This is a genomic window from Rhodopirellula sp. P2 (genome assembly GCF_028768465.1).
GTDB lineage: Bacteria > Planctomycetota > Planctomycetia > Pirellulales > Pirellulaceae > Rhodopirellula.
Genome location: NZ_CP118225.1, coordinates 1,600,020 through 1,618,574, shown reverse-complemented (window position 1 = coordinate 1,618,574; position 18,555 = coordinate 1,600,020). Strand labels below are relative to the sequence as shown.

The 18,555-nt window shown below is 58.2% G+C and carries 8 protein-coding genes; 6 read left to right on the top strand and 2 right to left on the bottom strand.

From position 1 onward, the window contains the following. Positions 1–21 precede the first annotated feature (21 nt). Positions 22–1,056, top strand: coding sequence for a tetratricopeptide repeat protein (locus PSR62_RS05615; protein WP_274406832.1), 1,035 nt, complete (start codon positions 22–24; stop codon positions 1,054–1,056). A 543-nt stretch (positions 1,057–1,599) separates the two neighbouring features. Here the strand turns inward: PSR62_RS05615 and PSR62_RS05610 are convergent. Together PSR62_RS05610 and PSR62_RS05605 are read right to left on the bottom strand one after the other, a co-directional pair. After that, complete coding sequence (locus PSR62_RS05610) at positions 1,600–3,072, bottom strand: DUF1501 domain-containing protein (protein WP_274406831.1); 1,473 nt, start codon at positions 3,070–3,072, stop codon at positions 1,600–1,602. Next, on the bottom strand, positions 3,069–6,185 hold the full coding sequence (locus tag PSR62_RS05605) for a PSD1 and planctomycete cytochrome C domain-containing protein (protein ID WP_274406830.1): 3,117 nt from the start codon (positions 6,183–6,185) through the stop codon (positions 3,069–3,071). Before PSR62_RS05605 ends, PSR62_RS05610 begins: the two co-directional genes overlap by 4 nt. A gap of 368 nt (positions 6,186–6,553) precedes the next feature. Here PSR62_RS05605 and PSR62_RS05600 point away from each other — a divergent pair, with 368 nt between their 5' ends. The 5 genes from PSR62_RS05600 (at position 6,554) to PSR62_RS05580 (ending at position 18,231) form a co-directional block, all read left to right on the top strand. Continuing rightward, on the top strand, positions 6,554–8,185 hold the full coding sequence (locus tag PSR62_RS05600; RefSeq protein WP_274406829.1) for a BBP7 family outer membrane beta-barrel protein: 1,632 nt from the start codon (positions 6,554–6,556) through the stop codon (positions 8,183–8,185). A 306-nt stretch (positions 8,186–8,491) separates the two neighbouring features. Continuing rightward, positions 8,492–13,051, top strand: a complete 4,560-nt coding sequence (locus PSR62_RS05595; protein WP_274406828.1) for an SdrD B-like domain-containing protein — start codon at positions 8,492–8,494, stop codon at positions 13,049–13,051. 563 nt (positions 13,052–13,614) lie between these two features. Beyond that, positions 13,615–14,847 carry a BBP7 family outer membrane beta-barrel protein gene (locus PSR62_RS05590; protein ID WP_274406827.1) on the top strand — a complete coding sequence of 411 codons (1,233 nt, stop codon included), beginning with the start codon at positions 13,615–13,617 and terminating at the stop codon, positions 14,845–14,847. Positions 14,848–14,924: 77 nt separating this feature from the next. Further along, positions 14,925–17,972: an FG-GAP-like repeat-containing protein gene (locus PSR62_RS05585; protein ID WP_274406826.1), complete on the top strand. Its 3,048-nt coding sequence runs from the start codon at positions 14,925–14,927 to the stop codon at positions 17,970–17,972. Between the two features lie 85 nt (positions 17,973–18,057). Then, the gene (locus tag PSR62_RS05580) at positions 18,058–18,231 is read left to right on the top strand and encodes a hypothetical protein (RefSeq protein ID WP_274406825.1); all 174 of its coding nucleotides are present in this window, start codon (positions 18,058–18,060) and stop codon (positions 18,229–18,231) included. The last annotated feature ends 324 nt before the right edge of the window (positions 18,232–18,555 follow it).

Genomic DNA, 18,555 nt, shown 5'->3' with positions numbered 1-18,555 from the left:
ACTCTTCCAGCACTGACATCCATGATTGCCATCGCTCGTCTTTCGATTCGCTGTAGTGCCGTTTTGCTCGGATTGCTGCTGGCGTCCCCCGTCATGGCGCAAACCGATCGCCTCTACCCTCGCGGTGGTGAGGTCGTCTTGGGAAAGATCAAATCCATCAGCAAGAACGGCATTGTGATGTCGGTGTCCGGCAAAGACCAAACGTTCAACGCGGGTGCAATCGAGAAGGTGCTCTTTCAAGGCGACCCCGGCGGCCTGACGCAAGGCCGTGAATTCGCACTCGACAACCAATTCGATCAAGCGATCGCGGAACTCAAGACCGTCGATGCCAGCAAGCTGAATCGGGACCCTCAAAAAGCGGACTTCGCCTACTACGTGATGTACTGCCAGGCCCAGCAGGCTTTGTCCGGCAATGGCGACTTGCGAGCCTCGGCAACCGCCGCACTCAACTTCATCAAGCAAAACACGGGCTCTTGGCACTTCTACGAAACAGCCAAACTGCTCGGTGACCTCGCGGTCAAGTTGGGCTCGTACGACCAAGCGTCGAAGTACTACGGGTCGCTTCGCAACGCTCCTTCGGCGGAAACCAAAGTTGAGTCGCTTTATCTCAATGCGTTGGTCAAACTGAAACAAGGCAAAGATGCCGAGGCTGCCAGCGACTTGCAAAAGATCGTCAGCATTGGTGTCCAATCGCCCGAGGGGGCACGCCTGCAAACGCTGTCCAAAGCAGCCCTGGCCATCGCCACCGCAAAACAGGGCCAAGGCAAAGAAGCCCTGGACATGGTCAACGAACTGATCGCCAAGTTGAATCCAACGGACACCGAGACGGCTGCCGAAATCTACAATGCCCAAGGTGCCAGCTACATGGCCATGGGCGACAACCAAGGAGCCTTGCTGGCCTACCTGCACACCCAGCTGATGTTCTCGACTCACCCTGGCCCGCATTCAGAAGCATTGAAACAACTCGCGGATCTGTGGACCAAAGTCGGCAAACCCGACCGCGCCGCCGAAGCCCGCTCCGAACTGCAACAACGCTACCCAGGCCTCAGCGGCTGATTTCAGATGGCCTCGGGGCTTCCGCTCCGAGCTAACGATGACGGCCCCCTCCGGGGCGAATCTGCGTCCAAGGCTCCGGAGGAGTCCTCATGGATAGCTCGGGGTGGAAGCCCCGAGATGGCACGCCCAATCGCACGCGGTTCCGCCCCGGTGGCGGCCGTCGAATCGAAACATGATGCGTTTTCCAAACGGTGCCACCTGCCTTCTATCGATCAGCGAGCGAATCAAGATCGGAAGCCGTCCACCAGCGTCCTGTGACGGATGCAATCAGCATCTGCAAGCCGAACAGCGAATAAAACAATGCGAAACAGAAATTGCCCCAGTTCAATGGGAGCGCATTGGCGACAGCAAGCCGAATGGTAAACACCCCCAAAATCGCCGCGAAGATACGAAAGGGCCACCGAGTTGACCGAGAGTTCGGAGCACCCCACGGGTCTGCATCGACGTGTTGGCTGCCGGTTGAATCAAACGGATCTTCGTCGTTGTGCATGGGTGCGATATCCGATGAGGCTTCAAAAACTCTCTCTCGCAAGGCGAATCATCTCAAGCAAACATGTCCGTCACGATTCGTGAGGGCTGGGTCACGTTGGACAATCGTTGCGGCAAGCCTTGGCTCATGTAAGTCAACTTGTGGTGATCGATGCCCAGCAGATGCTGAAGTGTCGCGTGCAAGTCGTGAGGCGAAACCTTGTTCTCGACCGCCTCGTAGCCGATGTCGTCCGTGTGCCCGATCGAAACGCCGGGTTTGATTCCGCCGCCCGCAAACCACATCGTGAAAGCGCCGGGATTGTGGTCGCGACCGATCAACTTCATCTCGCGACCGCCGCGATTCTCTCGCATCGGCGTCCGACCAAACTCGCCGCCCCAGACAACCAACGTGTCTTCCAGCAGGCCACGTTGATCTAGATCTTTCAGTAGCGCCGTCATTGGCTGGTCGACTTCACGGCAACGATCGTGGAATCCTTTGTTGATCGCTTCGTTGGCTCCCGCACCGTGGGAGTCCCAACCCCAGTGAAACAATTGAATGAAACGCACGTCGCGTTCCGCTAACCGGCGAGCGAGCAAACAATTGTTCGCAAACGATTCTTCGCCGGGCTTGGTGCCGTACATTGCGTGAACGTTGGCGGTTTCCTGAGTCAAATCAAACGCTTCGGTCGCGCTGGTCTGCATCCGGAACGCCATTTCATACTGAGAAATTCGCGTGAGCACTTCGGCGTCACCGGTTTGCTCAAACGTTTCTCGGTTGAGCTTGGCCAGCGTGTCCAAAGCTCGACGTCGCTGAATGCGGCTGACGCCTTCCGGATTGGAAAGGTACAGGACCGGGTCGCCTTTGCTGCGGCACTGGACGCCTTGATGCACAGAAGGCAGGAAGCCCGATCCCCAAACGCTCTTTCCTGCCGACGGTGTTTTGCCGCCGGAGACCAGGACGACAAACCCAGGCAGGTTTTGGTTTTCACTGCCGAGACCGTACATCGTCCAAGCACCAAAGGACGCAGAGCCAAGATTTTGACTGCCGGTGTGCAAGAGCAACTGAGCAGGACCGTGATTGAACTGAGTTGTGTGCATCGATTTGACGAAGCAAACCTTGTCGACCACCGACTGAAAGTGCGGCAAACGATCGGAAACCCAAGCCCCACTTTCGCCGTATTGTGCGAAGGGGAATTGCGGCCCCAACAATTTTGGAACGCCTTGAATGAAGGCGAAACGCTTTCCTTCCAAGAAACTGGCCGGGGTGTCTTGCCCATCGAGTTGCTGCAAGTCGGGTTTGTAGTCAAACAATTCCAACTGGCTCGGTCCGCCTGCCATGTGCAGGAAGATCACACGTTTGGCTTTGGGTGGAAAATGCGGTGCCAACATCGGTGCCGCGTCACCGACTTGCGCGGCCTCACCGCGAGCAAGATTGGCCTGACTGCCTAACCACATCCCGGCCAGACCGAGGGAGCAGTTCTGCAAAAAGTGTCGCCGTGTTTGCCATTCCAACAAACCATGACGCACGGAGTCGTTGAGAGGATTCATTTGGTCAGTGCTTTGTCGAGGTTCAAAATGGTGCTGGCCACAATCGCGAGTGCGTTCTGGTCCACGTCGAGTTTGCCGTCGCCTTGGGGGACGCCGCTGGTTTCATCCAGGTCGTCGTAAAGAGCCTTCAGTTCATGAAGTTCCCATTCCGACGGTTCGCTTTGGGTCACCCAAACGAACATGCGAGCGATTTGTGACTCGATCGGATTGCTGGCGTCCTGGGAATCGGCCGCGGCAGTTTGTTCGACCAAAGCCTTCCCGCATTCGGCGTAGACAGGATCATTCAGCGTCACCAAGGCTTGCAACGGCGTGTTGGTCGCAATTCGTCGTGGTGCACACAGATCTCGTGTGGGTGAATCAAAGGTCAAGAAACTCGGGTAGGGACTCGTCCGTCGCCAGTACGTGTAGAGCGCCCGTCGATAACGCTCGGGACCGGTCGCGGTTTTCCAAGACGCACCGCTGTAAACGGTCTGCCAAACGCCATCGGGTTGAGGCGGCATGACGGACGGGCCACCGATTTGCTCGGTCAACAATCCTGACACAGCCAAGGCTTGATCGCGAACCATCTCGGCGGTCAATCGCGTTCGCGGCCCGCGAGCCAACCACTGATTTCGCGGATCAGCCTGTTGCAGTTCTTTGCTGACGTGATGCGTTTGGCGATAAGTCGATGACAACACCAACTCACGCAGGAACGGTTTCAAGTGCCAACGGTGCTCGTCTCGCAATCGGAAAGCCAAGTGATCGAGCAACTGTGGATGGGTCGGCTGCAGCCCGCTGGATCCAAAGTCCTCTTGCGTTTCCACCAATCCAATTCCGAACAACTGAGCCCAAATCCGGTTGGCCCAAACGCGCGGTGTTAGCGGGTTGTCATTGGAAACCAACCATTGTGCTAAGTCCAAGCGGTTCTTCACGTCCGCGGGACGAACCGAGGTGCCTTGGGTGAAGGCGACGGGGATGGCCGGATCAACCTGTTCACCGCGTTCCATCCAGTTGCCACGCACGAACACACGTGTTTCTCGCCCAGCCGTGTCCGGACGATTGGAAACGATCGGCAACTTGGGGCCTTTGATCTGCGATGCTTCCTTGCGGGCTTGCGCGAGCGATTCGCTGAGTTGTTTCCACTGGTCGCTGGCGAGCAACTGGCTGGCTTCCTCGTCCGATGTCGCGAACCATTCCAATCGACGGATCGGTGTGGCAACGTTTCCCGAGGTCGAGTGCGACTGACGCATCGTCAATCGCAAGGTGCGAATGGACTTTTCGTTCAGCGACTCCCAGGAATTTGGCTTTCGCATCACAAACACGGTTTGGCGTGGCCCGGTCAGCTTCGGGTATTCGCCGGCACCCGACGCGTTGCCACGAAGAACATCGTCCGGTTCGGAGCTGCCGGTGATCGCATCCACGATGACTCCGGCCCACTCGACCGGGTTGGCCTTGCCTTCGGCGTCGATCCATTCGGCGGTGAGTTCGCTGAGCACGGAACCCTGTTCAGGCCACTGCGCCGGATCATCGCTGAGCGGCAAGATGTCCAGCTTCATCGCCGACAACGGTTGCTCACCCAATTGAGTTTGCAAACTCTCGAGATCCAACTCGATCGTGTACTTCGTGCCAGGCGGGAAGGTTCCGCCATCGGTGACGATTTGATTGTCGACCTGCTTCAGTTTGCCGTCGGTGGTTGCAAACGAAGCTGGTGCCAGCGACTGCCATTTCGCGGTGTGGGCAACGTTCCATCCGACCGCATTGCGTTGCTGACGCAGTTCTTCAGCTCGTCGCTGCACATCGATCGCTTGTTCCAATTGGGACGGATCGTTGGGAATCCGAATGGTCGGATACTCGTCTGGCAGATCCACATCCATCGTGTCGTTGAACATCGCCAACGATGCGTAGTACTCGTTGTGTTCGATCGGATCGTACGGATGCGAATGGCACTGCACGCAACCAAAGGTGCTGGCCTGCCACACCGTCCAAGTCGTGTTGACTCGGTCGATCAGCGCGGCGATGCGAAACTCTTCGTCGTCGGTCCCGCCTTCGGTGTTGGTTTGTGTGTTGCGATGAAACGCGGTTGCGATCCAGTCTTCCGCGGTCGCGTCTTCGACCAAGTCGCCCGCCAGTTGCTTGATAGTGAATTGATCGTAGGGCATGTCGGCGTTGAAAGCCTCGATCAACCAATCACGGTACGGCCACATGTCACGGTGAGGATCCTTTTCGAACCCCATCGAGTCGGCGTAGCGAGCGAGGTCCATCCACACCGATGCCCAACGTTCGCCAAAGTGAGACTCGGCCAACATCGCGTCGACTTCTGCGGCATAGGCAGCTTCTTTCTCGTTCGGCGAAGACGAAGCTTCCAGCTTCGAGAGAAACCCCGTGAGTTGTGCTTCCGACGGTGGCAATCCGATCAAATCAAACGAGGCTCGTCGGAGCCACTGCTCCGCGGGTGCTTCTTCACTGGGCGTTTGATCCTTGGCTGTTAAGTTTGCCAGCACGATTTGATCGAGTGATTGCGTTCCCCAACGGGGTCTCTCTTTGCTGGCCTGCTCGGAAGTGACGGATGACACGGCGGGTGCCAATGGCGTGAGCGCCCACATGTTTTGCCAGGGGGCTCCTTCGGCGATCCAGCGACGTAGCAACTCAATGTCTTCCGGAGACAGAGGATCGGGATGCTCGTCCGGCGGCGGCATGCGGATGTCGGCATCGTCCGTTGTGATGCGTTCGATCAGGATCGACGCGTCTGGGTCACCCGGTTCCACGATCCAGCCATCCGGCGGCAGGACTTGCTCGGGATAGATGAACGAGACGTCACCGGCTTGCTTCACCCCACCGTGACACGACGTGCAATTCGCGACGAGGATCGGGCGAATCTGGGAATTGAAGTCGACGGGAGCTACATCGCCAGGTGCGGGGCCGTTTGCCGTGGCGGGTTCCGCACCATGAGCCGCGTCCGCCACGAAATGACTCAGGCACAGGCAGCCGAGCAACGCGACCCTCCAGGGCCAGCCAGCGTGCTCCTGGCTGCCACTCCGGCAGAGGATGCATCGAAGCACTGGGACCCAGGGCACAGGACGACCGGGAGCATTCTCATCGGCAGGGGACGGGAAGCTGGGGGGGAGATTTGGCATGGAGGGAGTTGAGGCGAGTTTCTGGGCGGAATCAGAACCTCTGCATTATAGCGGCGCCAGAGACGGTTTCAGGGGAAGTCCGCTGTTTCACAGAATCGCCCGTGAAACCGCCGTCGCGGCTGCAAACCAACAACCCAGGCAATCCTGGCAAGACAGGGCCCTTCAGCTGAGTTTTCCGAGAACGGCGACCGTAACGATTTTTCCAATTTTGAGGTTTTTGGATGCAGGATCTCGACAAACCGGGTCGATACGAGTGGTGAGCCGGTGATTCTCGACCGACGGCGTGACTCGACATGCATTTGTCAGTCTGGCCAACGGGGTCGATCCTCACCTCCCCCCCCGACTCCAGCTATTGATGGGTGACGCCCGTGTCAAAACGTCTGTTTTACTTCTGTATCTTTGGGACGCTCGCCGTGATGGCAGCCCCTCTGCATGCACAAACCAATTCAACTCGGTCGAACCAATCCGGTTCGGTCCGCAACGCGAGCTACATCGAGCAGAACGCTCGAGCATCGTGGCAGCCGGTCCGAGACCTCTCGCAAAAAACGACCTCGCAGTCGACCAACGCGAATCGCCCGAAGTCGGCGAACGTTCGCTTGGTGGACCACACGTCACCTTTGCCTTCTCCGCCCATGCCGCCTTCGATCCACCCGATCATTGAAGAAGGCCCGATGACGCATTCCATGCCCTTGGACGGTCAGGTCATCTACGACCCGATGCTGGACGGTGGTTGCGACTCCATGCCAATGGGCAGCTGCGGATGCGGCGACCATGGGTGCGATGGCGGTTGCGGTTCACTCAGCTATGGCGGATGCGATGGCATCGGTTGCGGCAGTGGGGTTTGCCACAACGGCGATCCAATGTGCGGCGAGTACAACGACTGCGACGCGATGCGTCCCTGCATGACGCTTTGCTGGCCACAGGACGGATGGTTCTCGGCTGAGTACCTGATGTGGTGGCAAGATGGCATGTCGTTGCCACCATTGGTGTCCACCGACGTGTTGCCATCTCAACGTTTCCCGAATGATCCGGGTCGCGTGTTGTACGGCGGAGAAGATGTCTTGACCGACAACATGGACGGTTTGCGTCTGAAGTTTGGATTCTGGTTGGACAAGTGCCACACCTGGGGCATCGGTGCAGAAGGTTTTGGAATCGGGGAAGAAACCGACAGCTACCGTGCCAGTGGTGCAGACTCACAATACCTTGGTCGTCCCTTCATCAACGTGGCCAACGGCAGCGTCGAAGATCAACAACAAGTCGCATTTCCCAGCCAACTTGCGGGAACGGTGGCCGTCGATGTCGACAGTCGCTTGCGAGGCTGGGGAATCAACCTGCGTCACCTACGCCGCAGCGAAACCAGCTGCAGCCAAGGCGTCTTCTGCGGTTGCCCGGAACACACCTGTGAACGAATTGAATACCTGATCGGATTCCGCCAAGTCGAACTGCGTGAAGGCGTTCGAATCACCGAAGACCTCACCAGCATCCCATCAGGCACCGCAGCGGTGATGCAGTACGACATCTTCGATGACTTCCGAACTCGCAACCAGTTCAACGGGTTGGACCTGGGTTGGATGTACAAACGAACCCGCGGTTACTGGACCTTTGATGCCCTGATCCGATTGGGCGTTGGCAACACTCGCCAACGAGTCACCATCGACGGTGAAACATCGATCGACGGTGCGGCAGCTCAAAAGGGCGGTTTGCTGGCTCAGAACTCCAACATCGGCGAATACAGCCGCGACGAGTTCTCTGTCCTGCCACAACTTGACCTGACACTGGGTTACCAAGTCACGGATCAACTGCGAGCCACGTTCGGATACACGTTCCTGTACTGGTCCAACGTGGTGCGACCTGGCGATCACATCGACCGCCGCGTCGACACGGCTCAATTGCCCAACGGTGCAGCCAGCACGGTCTTGGCTGATTACCCCGCCTTCGAATTCGACAACTCCGACTACTGGGCCCAAGGCATCAGCTTCGGTGGCGAGTACCGCTGGTAGAGAACACGTTGCAAGGCTTGGCAAGGCCTGCTGATTCGACCGGCAATCCCAAGTGGGGTGCTGGGAGGAACAATTCGAAAAATTCCGCTGACTCGCAATGAATCAGCTGACCCGAATGAAGCAAACATGCCGATTACACCGAAGCCGAGGGATTCGGAGCGGTGAAGAATGAAACCATTCGCCGGGTGAGCGCATCCAACGCCCCACCTAGCCACGAGCCGGTCGCGTCATCCCAGATGATTTCGCGTGGCAGGCTCCGGAGACGCACGCTCCCCCAACAAGACAACAGTTTCCAGGGAATTGGACATGATCTTCCAACGCATGATCGACCGTCTGACCGGTCAAAACCGTCGCACCAATCAAGCTGATCAAGCGAAATCCAGCCGTCGTGGTCGTCGTGGACAACGGCGTCTGAGACTGGAATCCCTGCAAAAGCGAGAGCTGATGGCCGCCGACCTGGGTGCAATCAGCGGAGTCGCCTACATCGACAGCGATGGAAGCGGATCAATGGACGGTGGCGAACCAGCCATCGAGGGTGCGTTGATCACCTTGTACCGTGACGCCAACTCCAACGGAACGCTGGAAATCGGCACCGACGTTGTCGAAGGCTCCGTCACCACAGTGGCCGATGGTGCCTACCGCTTCACCAACCTAGACGGCTCCGACGCCACTGGCACAACAGCCACCGGTGTGTACTTCTTGACCCAAGAAGACGCCCCGGGTGGTGCTGACCTCAGCGGCTTGGTCTTCCCTGACACCGCGACCGTCACCATCACCGATGACACGGGCGTCACGGCCACGGTGATCGATGCCTTCTCGATCGACCAACCATCGCAACCGATCACCGAAACCGTCGCCCTCAGCACCACCACCAGCAGCAGCGGTGCGTTGACCTCCGGTGGTGCCGTGATTGGTGACGAGCGAGATGTGGAAATCTACCTCAATGCCAAATCCAGTGGCGACAGCCAATTTGAAATCGCCACAGGATCCGGTGAACTGGTCTTCAGCAACGGTGGCGATGTCACAGCAACCCTGCTTGTTCAATACGACGGTGTGGATGGGGATGGCGTTGCCCTGGCTCTGAACCCGACTGGATTGGGCAGTGCCGATCTTTCTGACTCGGACAACGCAGCCGGGATCGTCCTTTCGGTCCGCAGCGATCAGGTCGTGACCGACGGTTTGGAAATCCGAATCTACACCGATGCCGGCAACTTCTCGACCGCCATGCTGGACCTGCCCAGCAACATTGGTGGCCCAGCTGAAGAATTGTTCGTGCCATTCAGTGCCTTTTCCGACACCGGAACGGGTGCCGACTTCAGCGACGTCGGTGCGATCGAAGTCTTCGTCGATGGTGTCTCCAGCAACGGTGGTGCGGGAGCGTCCAGTTTGGACCTCTTCGTTGCCGTTTTGGAATCCCAACGCAGCAACGAAAACGTCATCAACCTGGCCAGCATTCAGCCCATGGAATTGGGCGGTAAAATCTTCATCGACGATGGCGGCGGCACCAACCAAGCCAACCAGAACAACGGCGATCGCGATGCCGGCGAACCCGATTTCCCCAACCCCGGTGTGGGCAATGAAATCGTGGTCGAACTGTATGCCCTGAGCGGTCCCTCTGACACCGTTGACGCTGGCGACACACCCATCGCAACCACCACCGTGACCGGTGGAGCCACCTCGGGTGCTTACACATTCACCACGCTGACCAGCGGCGATCCACTGGGGCCTGGAACCTACGCCGTCGTGATTCCTGAGTCGGAATTCGCAACGGGCCAACCACTCTTTGGGCACTCTGGCAGTGGCACCGCGGCAGCGGACACCGACCTGAACGCCAACGACGACAACGACGGCACCTACGTCGATGGAATCGGCTTGGTCAGCGGTGCGATCACCCTGGAAGTCAACGGCGAGCCCACGACCGACGGCACCGACAACAACACCAACTCGACCGTCGACTTTGGCGTGGTCCCCAACACGGACCTGCGAATCACCAAGTCGCTGGTCACCGCCTCGTCGAGCCTGATCGCAGGCGGCACCGCCGTGTTTGACTTGGTGATCGAAAACCTGGGTCCCACCGACGCGACCGATGTGAGCGTCGAAGATTACATCCCTGAAGGATTGACGTTCGATCGCGTCGAAGACAGCGGCGGCGGTGCCGTTGCCACCACCACCACGACCGAGGTCGGCGGAGCCGGTCGCGAGATCCGCACCTTCAGTGTTGGTGCCTTGGCAGCCTCGGGATCGGTGACCTACCGAGTCTTCACCGACATCGACACCGACATCACGGCGGACCCTGAAAACGAAGCTCACGTCAGTGGTTATGAAGTGGAAGTCGACAATGACCCCACCAACCCCGTCGACTCCGACCCCTTGCTGAACAACGTTTCGCTCGCCAATGCAGACGTTCCGATCGCAACGTTGAGCGTGACCAAAACGGATAACTTGACGACCGTCACCGCGGGCAACCAACTGACCTACGAAATCACGGTCACCAACACCAGCTCCGACAACGCAATCAACGTCACCGCGTTGGACACGCTGCCCGCAGGCGTCTCGTTTGTCTCGGCCAGCTTCACCGACGGTGCGGGTTCGGCCAGCCTCGTGACCGCGGGCCCAGACATCGGCAAGATCCAAATGGTCTTGGGTGACTTGGCCGCCGGGGAAGACGAAACCATCGAGATCATCGTCACGGTTGATCCCACCATCGCCGACGCGAATTCACCGCTGGACAACTCGGTCACCGCAACAGCTGACAACGCACCCGATGTCACCACCAATGACACCACCGACGTCGTTCGTGAAGTCGATGTGACGGTCGCTAAAACCGTCGTTGAAACTCGGATCCCAGATGATCGCACCGATGGCGATGACGCTGATGACATCATCGACAGCACCTCGCCATTCCAAGTTGTTGCCGGCGGATTTGTGACCTACCAGGTCGTGGTCAGCAATGCCGGACCGTCCGAAGCTCGCGGGGTTTCGGTCGTCGACATCTTGGACGACGGCCTGTCTTTGGTCGCTGGCAGCTTTGATGCTGGAACGTCCGGGGTCACCGTGATCCAAACAGGTCAAACCCTGACCTTCACCGTTCCGAACCTGGACCCAAGCGAATCGCTGACGTTTGAATTCGAAGTCGGAATCGGCTCGGATGAATTCGATGTGATCGCCAACACGGCCACGGTCAGCACCACGGATCCAGAATCGGACTCCAACAACAACACGTCCACCGTCAACATCGATCCCGATGCTCGCATCGACTTGATCCTGGAAAAGACGGCGGCGGAAGCCACCGTTGTCCCAGGTGCGGACACCGTGACCTACACCTTCACGGTCTCGCATGACGACGACAGCGTTTCCGATGCGATCAACTCTCGCGTCACCGACACATTGCCAGCCGGACTGTCCAACGTGGTGATCACCGCGGCGGGTTCTTCGACCTCCAACTTCAACACCACCACTCGTTTGTTGGAAGTCGAATACGCTTCGATTCCAGTTGGCACCACGCGGAGCTTCACGGTCACCGCGGACGTGGATCCCACCGTGACAACGGACCTGGTCAACTCGGCAGCCGTCGCAGTTCCTGGGGTGACGGAACTGGACAGCACCAACAACACCGACACCGTCACCGTGGCGGTGACGCCTGAGTTCGACTTGACGATTGCCAAAACCGTCCAGGGTGGTGCCACCACCTTCGGTCCCGATGACACCGTGACGTTCAACATCGTGGTCTCTCACGACACCAACGACGACGGCACCGAAGCCGACAATGGCGAAAGCCCCTCGACGGCAACCGGTGCAATCGTGACCGACACGTTGCCCGCGGGGCTGACATTTGCCTCCGCCACCTCAGGCGGTGCCGCGGTGACGCCCACCAGCACCACCAATGGCGTGATCGTCTTCCCTGAATTCGACCTTGCTCCTGGCACGACTCGAACGCTGACCATCACGGCAACCGTCGACGACGATGCCTCGGGTTCGATCACCAACAACGTTTCATTGGCGACCGACACCGGTGAAACTCAGACCGACAACAACTCGGCATCCGTGCCCGTCACCGTGGTTCCAGAAGCCAACGTGCGAGTCACCAAAACCGTGGATGTGACGACGGCTCAAACCGGTGTCCAACTGACTTACACCGTCAATGTCTTCAACGACGGTCCTTCGCCAGCAGCAGCCGTCACGGCGGTTGACACTCTGCCAGCCGGACTGACGTTTGTCAGCGGCACAGGACCAAGCGGAGCATTGTCGGCAACCGGTCAAACGGTCACGGTCAACGGCGGCACGATTGCCTCGGGCAGTTCGTTCCAGTTCACGATCATTGCTTCTGTCAACGATGGCGTGACGGATGACCAAGTCAACAACGTGACGGTCTCCACCACCACCGCGGAAACCAACTCCACCGACAACACGGCCTCAGCAACCACTGCCATTGACCAAGCCATCAATGAAATCTCGGGCAACGTGTACCGTGACGCCAACGGCAACGGTGTGCGGGACACAGGCGAGATTGGCTACGCCGGTGTTCAACTGCAACTGACCGGCACACTCACCGACGGCAGCACGTTCACTCCCGTGACTGTGACCACGGACGCCAACGGTGAGTACCTGTTCGAAGACCTGTTGCCCGGCAAGTACCAAGTCTCTCGTCTTTCCTTGCCAAGTGGCACCAGCGATGGGCCGGAGTTCCCAAGTGCCTCGGAAGGAAGCTTGGGCAATGGCGAGAGCATCGACGACATCGATGTGGGTGGAACCAACCCGACGGTGGTTGCCTTGACCGACTTCACAGTCGTCGACAACAGCAAACGCAGTTTCCTGGCTTCGTTCATGCAAACGCCAGGCGTGCAAAGTCGTCCGACGGATCGCTGATCCATTGGACTGAAGCGAACTCGCGACAACAAATCGATGCCGGGCAACGGGGAGCCGGTGGAACGCTCGGATCGATTTCGTGAGTCAAGCCCGGCCTTTTTCGGGGGGAAAAGGTCGGGCTTTTTCATGCGCCCATCGTCAATCTCTGTCGCTCCCGTCGCGTGAACCCCATCGACCATCAAACGCGTCCACGTGTTGGAACGCTCCTTTCGATCTCGCTCGCAGAGTCCCCTCCGCAAACAGCCCTGCAAACAGCCCTGCAAACCGTCCCACACGTCACCCCGGGACCATGCGACGGAGGTCTGTTTCACAACGGCTGCATCGTTGGAATCGACCCAGGATCCTGGTTTGGTCTTGACGCCATGGACTTGGATTGACGATCCGTTCGGTTGGACACGCCAAAATCTTGAGCGAATCCGATCTAGAACGGAAAAAAAATGCCAGCCCCGACCACAATACGTTTCGCGTCCCACGCTTCACGCTCTCTCAGCAAACCATTCACTTGCGGCGCAATCATCGCCTCGCTGTTTTTATTGTTGAGCTTCGGATGTGAAACTCAACGCGTGCAAGCTCAACAGTATGCGGTCGTCCCAGTCAGTGGAACCAACCTCGATCCCTACGCCACCGCGGCCTACAATTCCGGCACCCAAGGTGGCGGATTTTTAGCAGGGTTTCCGAGCCAATCGTTCCCGAGCAACCTGTTGGTTCCCACCGTTGCCACGCAGGATCGATTTTGGTTGCGAACCGACTACATCCGCTGGTGGGCCGACGGCATGGAAACCCCTGCCTTGGCCACGACCAGCCCCACGGGCACCGCCCAAACCGATGCCGGTGTGTTGGGATTGGCAAACACCCAAACCTTGTATGGCGGGGAAATCAACGATGAAAGCACCAACGGCATCCGGTTCCGCGGTGGGTTCTTCGTCACGCCGGCCTCAGCGTTCGGAATCGAAGGGGAATTCTTCCGGATCGGATCGAATGAATCTGGCTTCAGCCGCGATGGCGGAACCCAAATTCTGGCTCGCCCGTTCTATCGAACCGACACCGATATCGAGACCTCTCAGCTGATCAACTATCCCGGCGTGGTCGACGGCAGTTTGTCGATCGGGGCCAGTTCCAAACTCAACTCCTACTTGGTCAACGGGCGCATCGCTCTGTGCCCAACATGCGGTGGCAACTGCGTGACCTGCCGCAACACCGACCGAGTCGATTGGCTGATCGGGTACCGACACATTGAGCTGGACGAATCGCTGACGTTTTCAGAATCACTCGAATCACAACTCACCGCCGCCCCCGGCACGATCAACCTGAACGAAGCGTTTCGGACCAGCAACGAATTTGATGGTTTGCAATTGGGAGTGGTCTACCAAGCCAACCTGGAACGCATTTGGCTGGAAAGCCTCTTGCGTGTCGCGGTGGGAACGACATCCCAAACCGTCTCCATCAATGGGAACACCACCATCACCGAATCCGGTGTGACCGACGATTACACCGGCGGCCTCTATGCTCAACGTGACAATTCCGGCACGTTCAGTCGCGATGAGTTCACGATGGTTCCAGAAGTCGGGTTCACACTCGGCGTGCACCTCACCAGCTGCTTGGACGCGACGGTTGGCTACACGCTGCTTTACATGCCGAACGTCGCTCGCCCGGGTGACCAAATCGACCGCGATGTCGATCCCGACCTGCTGGCTCCTCCCGGAGTGGTGACCTCGCCTTCCCGTCCGGAATTCCGATTCATTCAAAACGATTACGTGGCTCATGGCTTGAGCATTGGTGGTCAACTGCGATTTTAACGCGACAGTCGAAACGCCCCGGTCGGCTACACTGAGTGAAATCCGCAACGTTGATTTCACCTCTGCAGTGACGAGCCATGTCCAAACGGACCGAACCGGTCGCCTCCTTTTCTGCCAGCCTCTGCGTGCTTCTGCTGCTTGCGATTCTGGGGTGCGATCGCCAGGACTCTGCCACCAAAGTCTCGCCCCCCCAATCTCGCTCAGCGGAATCTGGCCAGCCCGCCTCTGCGAAAACTCCGTCGCAAACCGGATCGGACACTGCAAACGAGCCAGCCCCCTCCCTGCTGCATGCCCGACGTCTCCTCGCATCGGGGAACCCCTCGGGCGCTCTGACAGAACTGCGGTCGCTCTTGCAATCGCAACCCGATCAACTGGAAGTGATCGCGCTGACGGCCCAGACCGAACGGTCGCTGAACAACCTTGACGCTGCCATCGCGTTGCTGGATGAATCCGCCGAACGGTTGCCGCAGCACCGCCCCACGCTGCTTGCCAATGCAGCCGCCTGGCTGGCGGAAAGCGGCGACTACAACGCTGCCATCCACCGACACACGCGACTGCTCGAGTCAGACCCCTCCAATGTGAATTCGCTTCGTTCCATCGCGGCACTTCAAAACGAACAAGGCAATCGTTTCGAAGCCAATGAGCACCTACGACGCTTGGTTCCAAGGTCACCGATGACAACCGTCGAACTGCTCTGCTTGTTGGCGCCCGATCAACAAATCCATGACAGCCAACAATCACGCGCCAAGCCATCTCAAAAAGCACTCGCAATCGCTCGCGAGAAGCTTGACGACAATCAATTCCAACAGGCGCTGGATGTCCTTGCAAACGCTCCCGGTTTCGCTGCGGACGAACCAGCCTTGCTTGCATTGCGAGCAAGAATCCTGGCGGAGATGGGCAAAACCGAGGAAGCCTCCTTGGCCTTTGCGGAAGCTCCCAATGAATGCCAACGGTTCCCCGACCACTGGATGGCGATCGGAACCTGGCACCAGGCCAACCGAGAATGGGCGTCAGCGAGCCAAGCCTTCCAGCGGGCCGTTGAACTGGAACCACTCCACGAGTCTGCGTTGCGACGCCTCAGCACCGCGCTGCGTGGCCTGAACTCCGACCCAGCGGCATCCCGTGTGGAAGAACGCGCCCAACTGGCAAAGGATCTGGCTGAACTCGCGACTTCTACCGTGGTTCGACGAGGCAACGTGGGCCGAGCCTGCCAAATTTTGTCTCAACAACTCACCCCCATCGGACTGCCGTTTGAATCGCTTGCGTGGCAGTTCAACGCCATCGCATACACCACCCCACAACAAGCTCGCGTTGATCAACACCTCGCTGCGTTGAGCCAGCTGAAACAAACCGTCAACTCAGCCGATGCCTTGCTCGCTCAACGCGTCGGATTGCCCCCCGCGATGCCCCCTCAAACCGACTGGAAGTCACTCGTCAGTTCGCGTGAACGGACAAGGCCAGCCTCCGACACACCGTCTCAACACACGCCCAGTGACGAACCATCAATTCAGCCACACTTCGAAAACGTTGCTTCGCAAACGGGCCTGAACTTCCAGTACCGCAATGCCCACCCTCCCGTCGAAAAACATTTCCTGCTGCACCAACCACTCGGCTCGGGATTGGCCTGCTTCGATTTTGACCTGGATGGGTACACTGACATCTACGCTGCCCAGGGCGATGGAAACGCGACCGAACCTGGAAAATCCGGCAACTACCTCGCTCGTCACCTGGGCGATTCGTTCGCAGACGCAACCGCCTCCGCCCACGTCGATGACCGCGGGTACTCGATGGCCGTGACAGCCGGTGATATCAACCAGGATGGATTCCCTGACCTGGTGGTTGGCAACATGGGACGCAATCACCTGTTGATCAACCAAGGCGACGGCACCTTTGAATCGGTTGAGGTGGATAAAACTTGGAACCAAGGGATTTATACCACCGGGTTGGCAATCGCGGACGTGTCCGGTGACCACTTGCCCGACATCGTGGAGGTCAACTACGTGGACGATGAACGAATCTTTGATTCGATCCAATACGATCCCTCCGGGACGCCCATTCGTTTGCCCGGCCCCATGCAGTTCACCGCCGCCGAAGACCGTGTTTTCCTCAGCAGTCCAAGCGGATCACTGGAGGGCCACACCCTTCGCGAACTCTGCCCCACCACATCGGACGCACATCGCGGAATGGGTTTGGTGGTCGGTGATTTGGATGCCGATGGCAGCAACGAAATTTTTGTCACCAATGACCAAACTCAAAATCAACTCTGGGATCGGGACGCGACTTCACACAACACCTTTCATGACATCGCCCTGCTCAGCGGTGTCGCCAACGGGGTCACCGGTCGCCCGCTGGCCAGCATGGGAATCGCGGCGGGAGATTTTGATGGCAACCACACTCTCGATTTCCACGTCACCAATTTCGATGACGAATTGTCCAATCTCTACCTGCAACAAACAGACCACCTCTACACCGACGCTGTCTTCGCAAGTGGTCTCGAAGAACACTCTCGGACGATGCTTGGGTTTGGAACACAAGCCATCGACTTCGAAAACGATGGCGACCAGGATCTTGTCGTTGGCAATGGTGACATCGAAGATCGACGACCACAGAAGCAACACTTCCGGATGCCCACCCAGTTACTGATCAATCACGACCAGCGATGGATTCCAACGCAGCCCGACGATGCCAGCGGCTACTTTGCCAACCAGCACCTGGGCCGCTCTGTTGCCCGGCTGGATTGGAATCATGACGGCTTGGTCGATTTCTTGATCGGCGACTTGATGGACCCGTTGGCACTGCTGGAGAACCAAACCAAGACGGACAATGATTGGCTGCAGCTGCAACTCATTGGCACCGACTCCGAACGAGACGCAATCGGCGCCACGGTCCAGGTGCACCTGAATGACAACTCCATTCAGCACGCGGTCGTGACCGGAGACGGCTACATGTGCCGAAATGAAGCCGTGGTTTGCATCGGGATCCCCACCAACCAAACCCGGCCTCGGATCGAGGTGAAGTGGCCCAGCGGAAAGAAGCAAACATTCGACCCTGTGATGTTGAATCGACGAGGGTTGATCGTCGAAGGACAACCAAAGATTCACTGGATGAATATTGCACCCCCCTAAACTTGGAGCCAAACGCTTGCCAGGAACTTTCCAAAGCGATTAGGCTGGGGGGTGGAAATTCATCCCCCTTTCATCGAGTCCTACCATGAATGCTGCAAAATCATTTTTCGCGTTGCTAGTCTTCGTCGGCACCTTCTCTGTCGTGGGCTGTGGTCCCAGCGACAGCACCACTCAAATTGAACCGCCTGCTGAATTCAGCTACGACGACAGTTCGTACGAGCAAGAAATGGACGCTGCCACAGACGCACAGCAGGACTAGTCACCGAAATCCCAAGAAATTTCGTGTCCACCCAGCACTCCCTCAGTGCTGGGTTTTTTCATGCGCAATCAGATCCCTCTCCCCTGCAGAGCAGATCCCCACGCGCACCATTGCCAAACGCTTGCCAGCGTTCGACTCGGGAAAAAAGCACATTTCACATGTGTGTTCCGTCACGGCAAACAACTCACCGGGTTGATGCACCCCCGTCCCCCACCCGATTGCGAAGCCAGGAAACACCCCTTCAAAACTCGCAAGGCGTCGATCCTCCACCTTTGCGCTTCATCTTACGCGATTCCAGCCACCCTTAGATCCTCTTAACCTTCG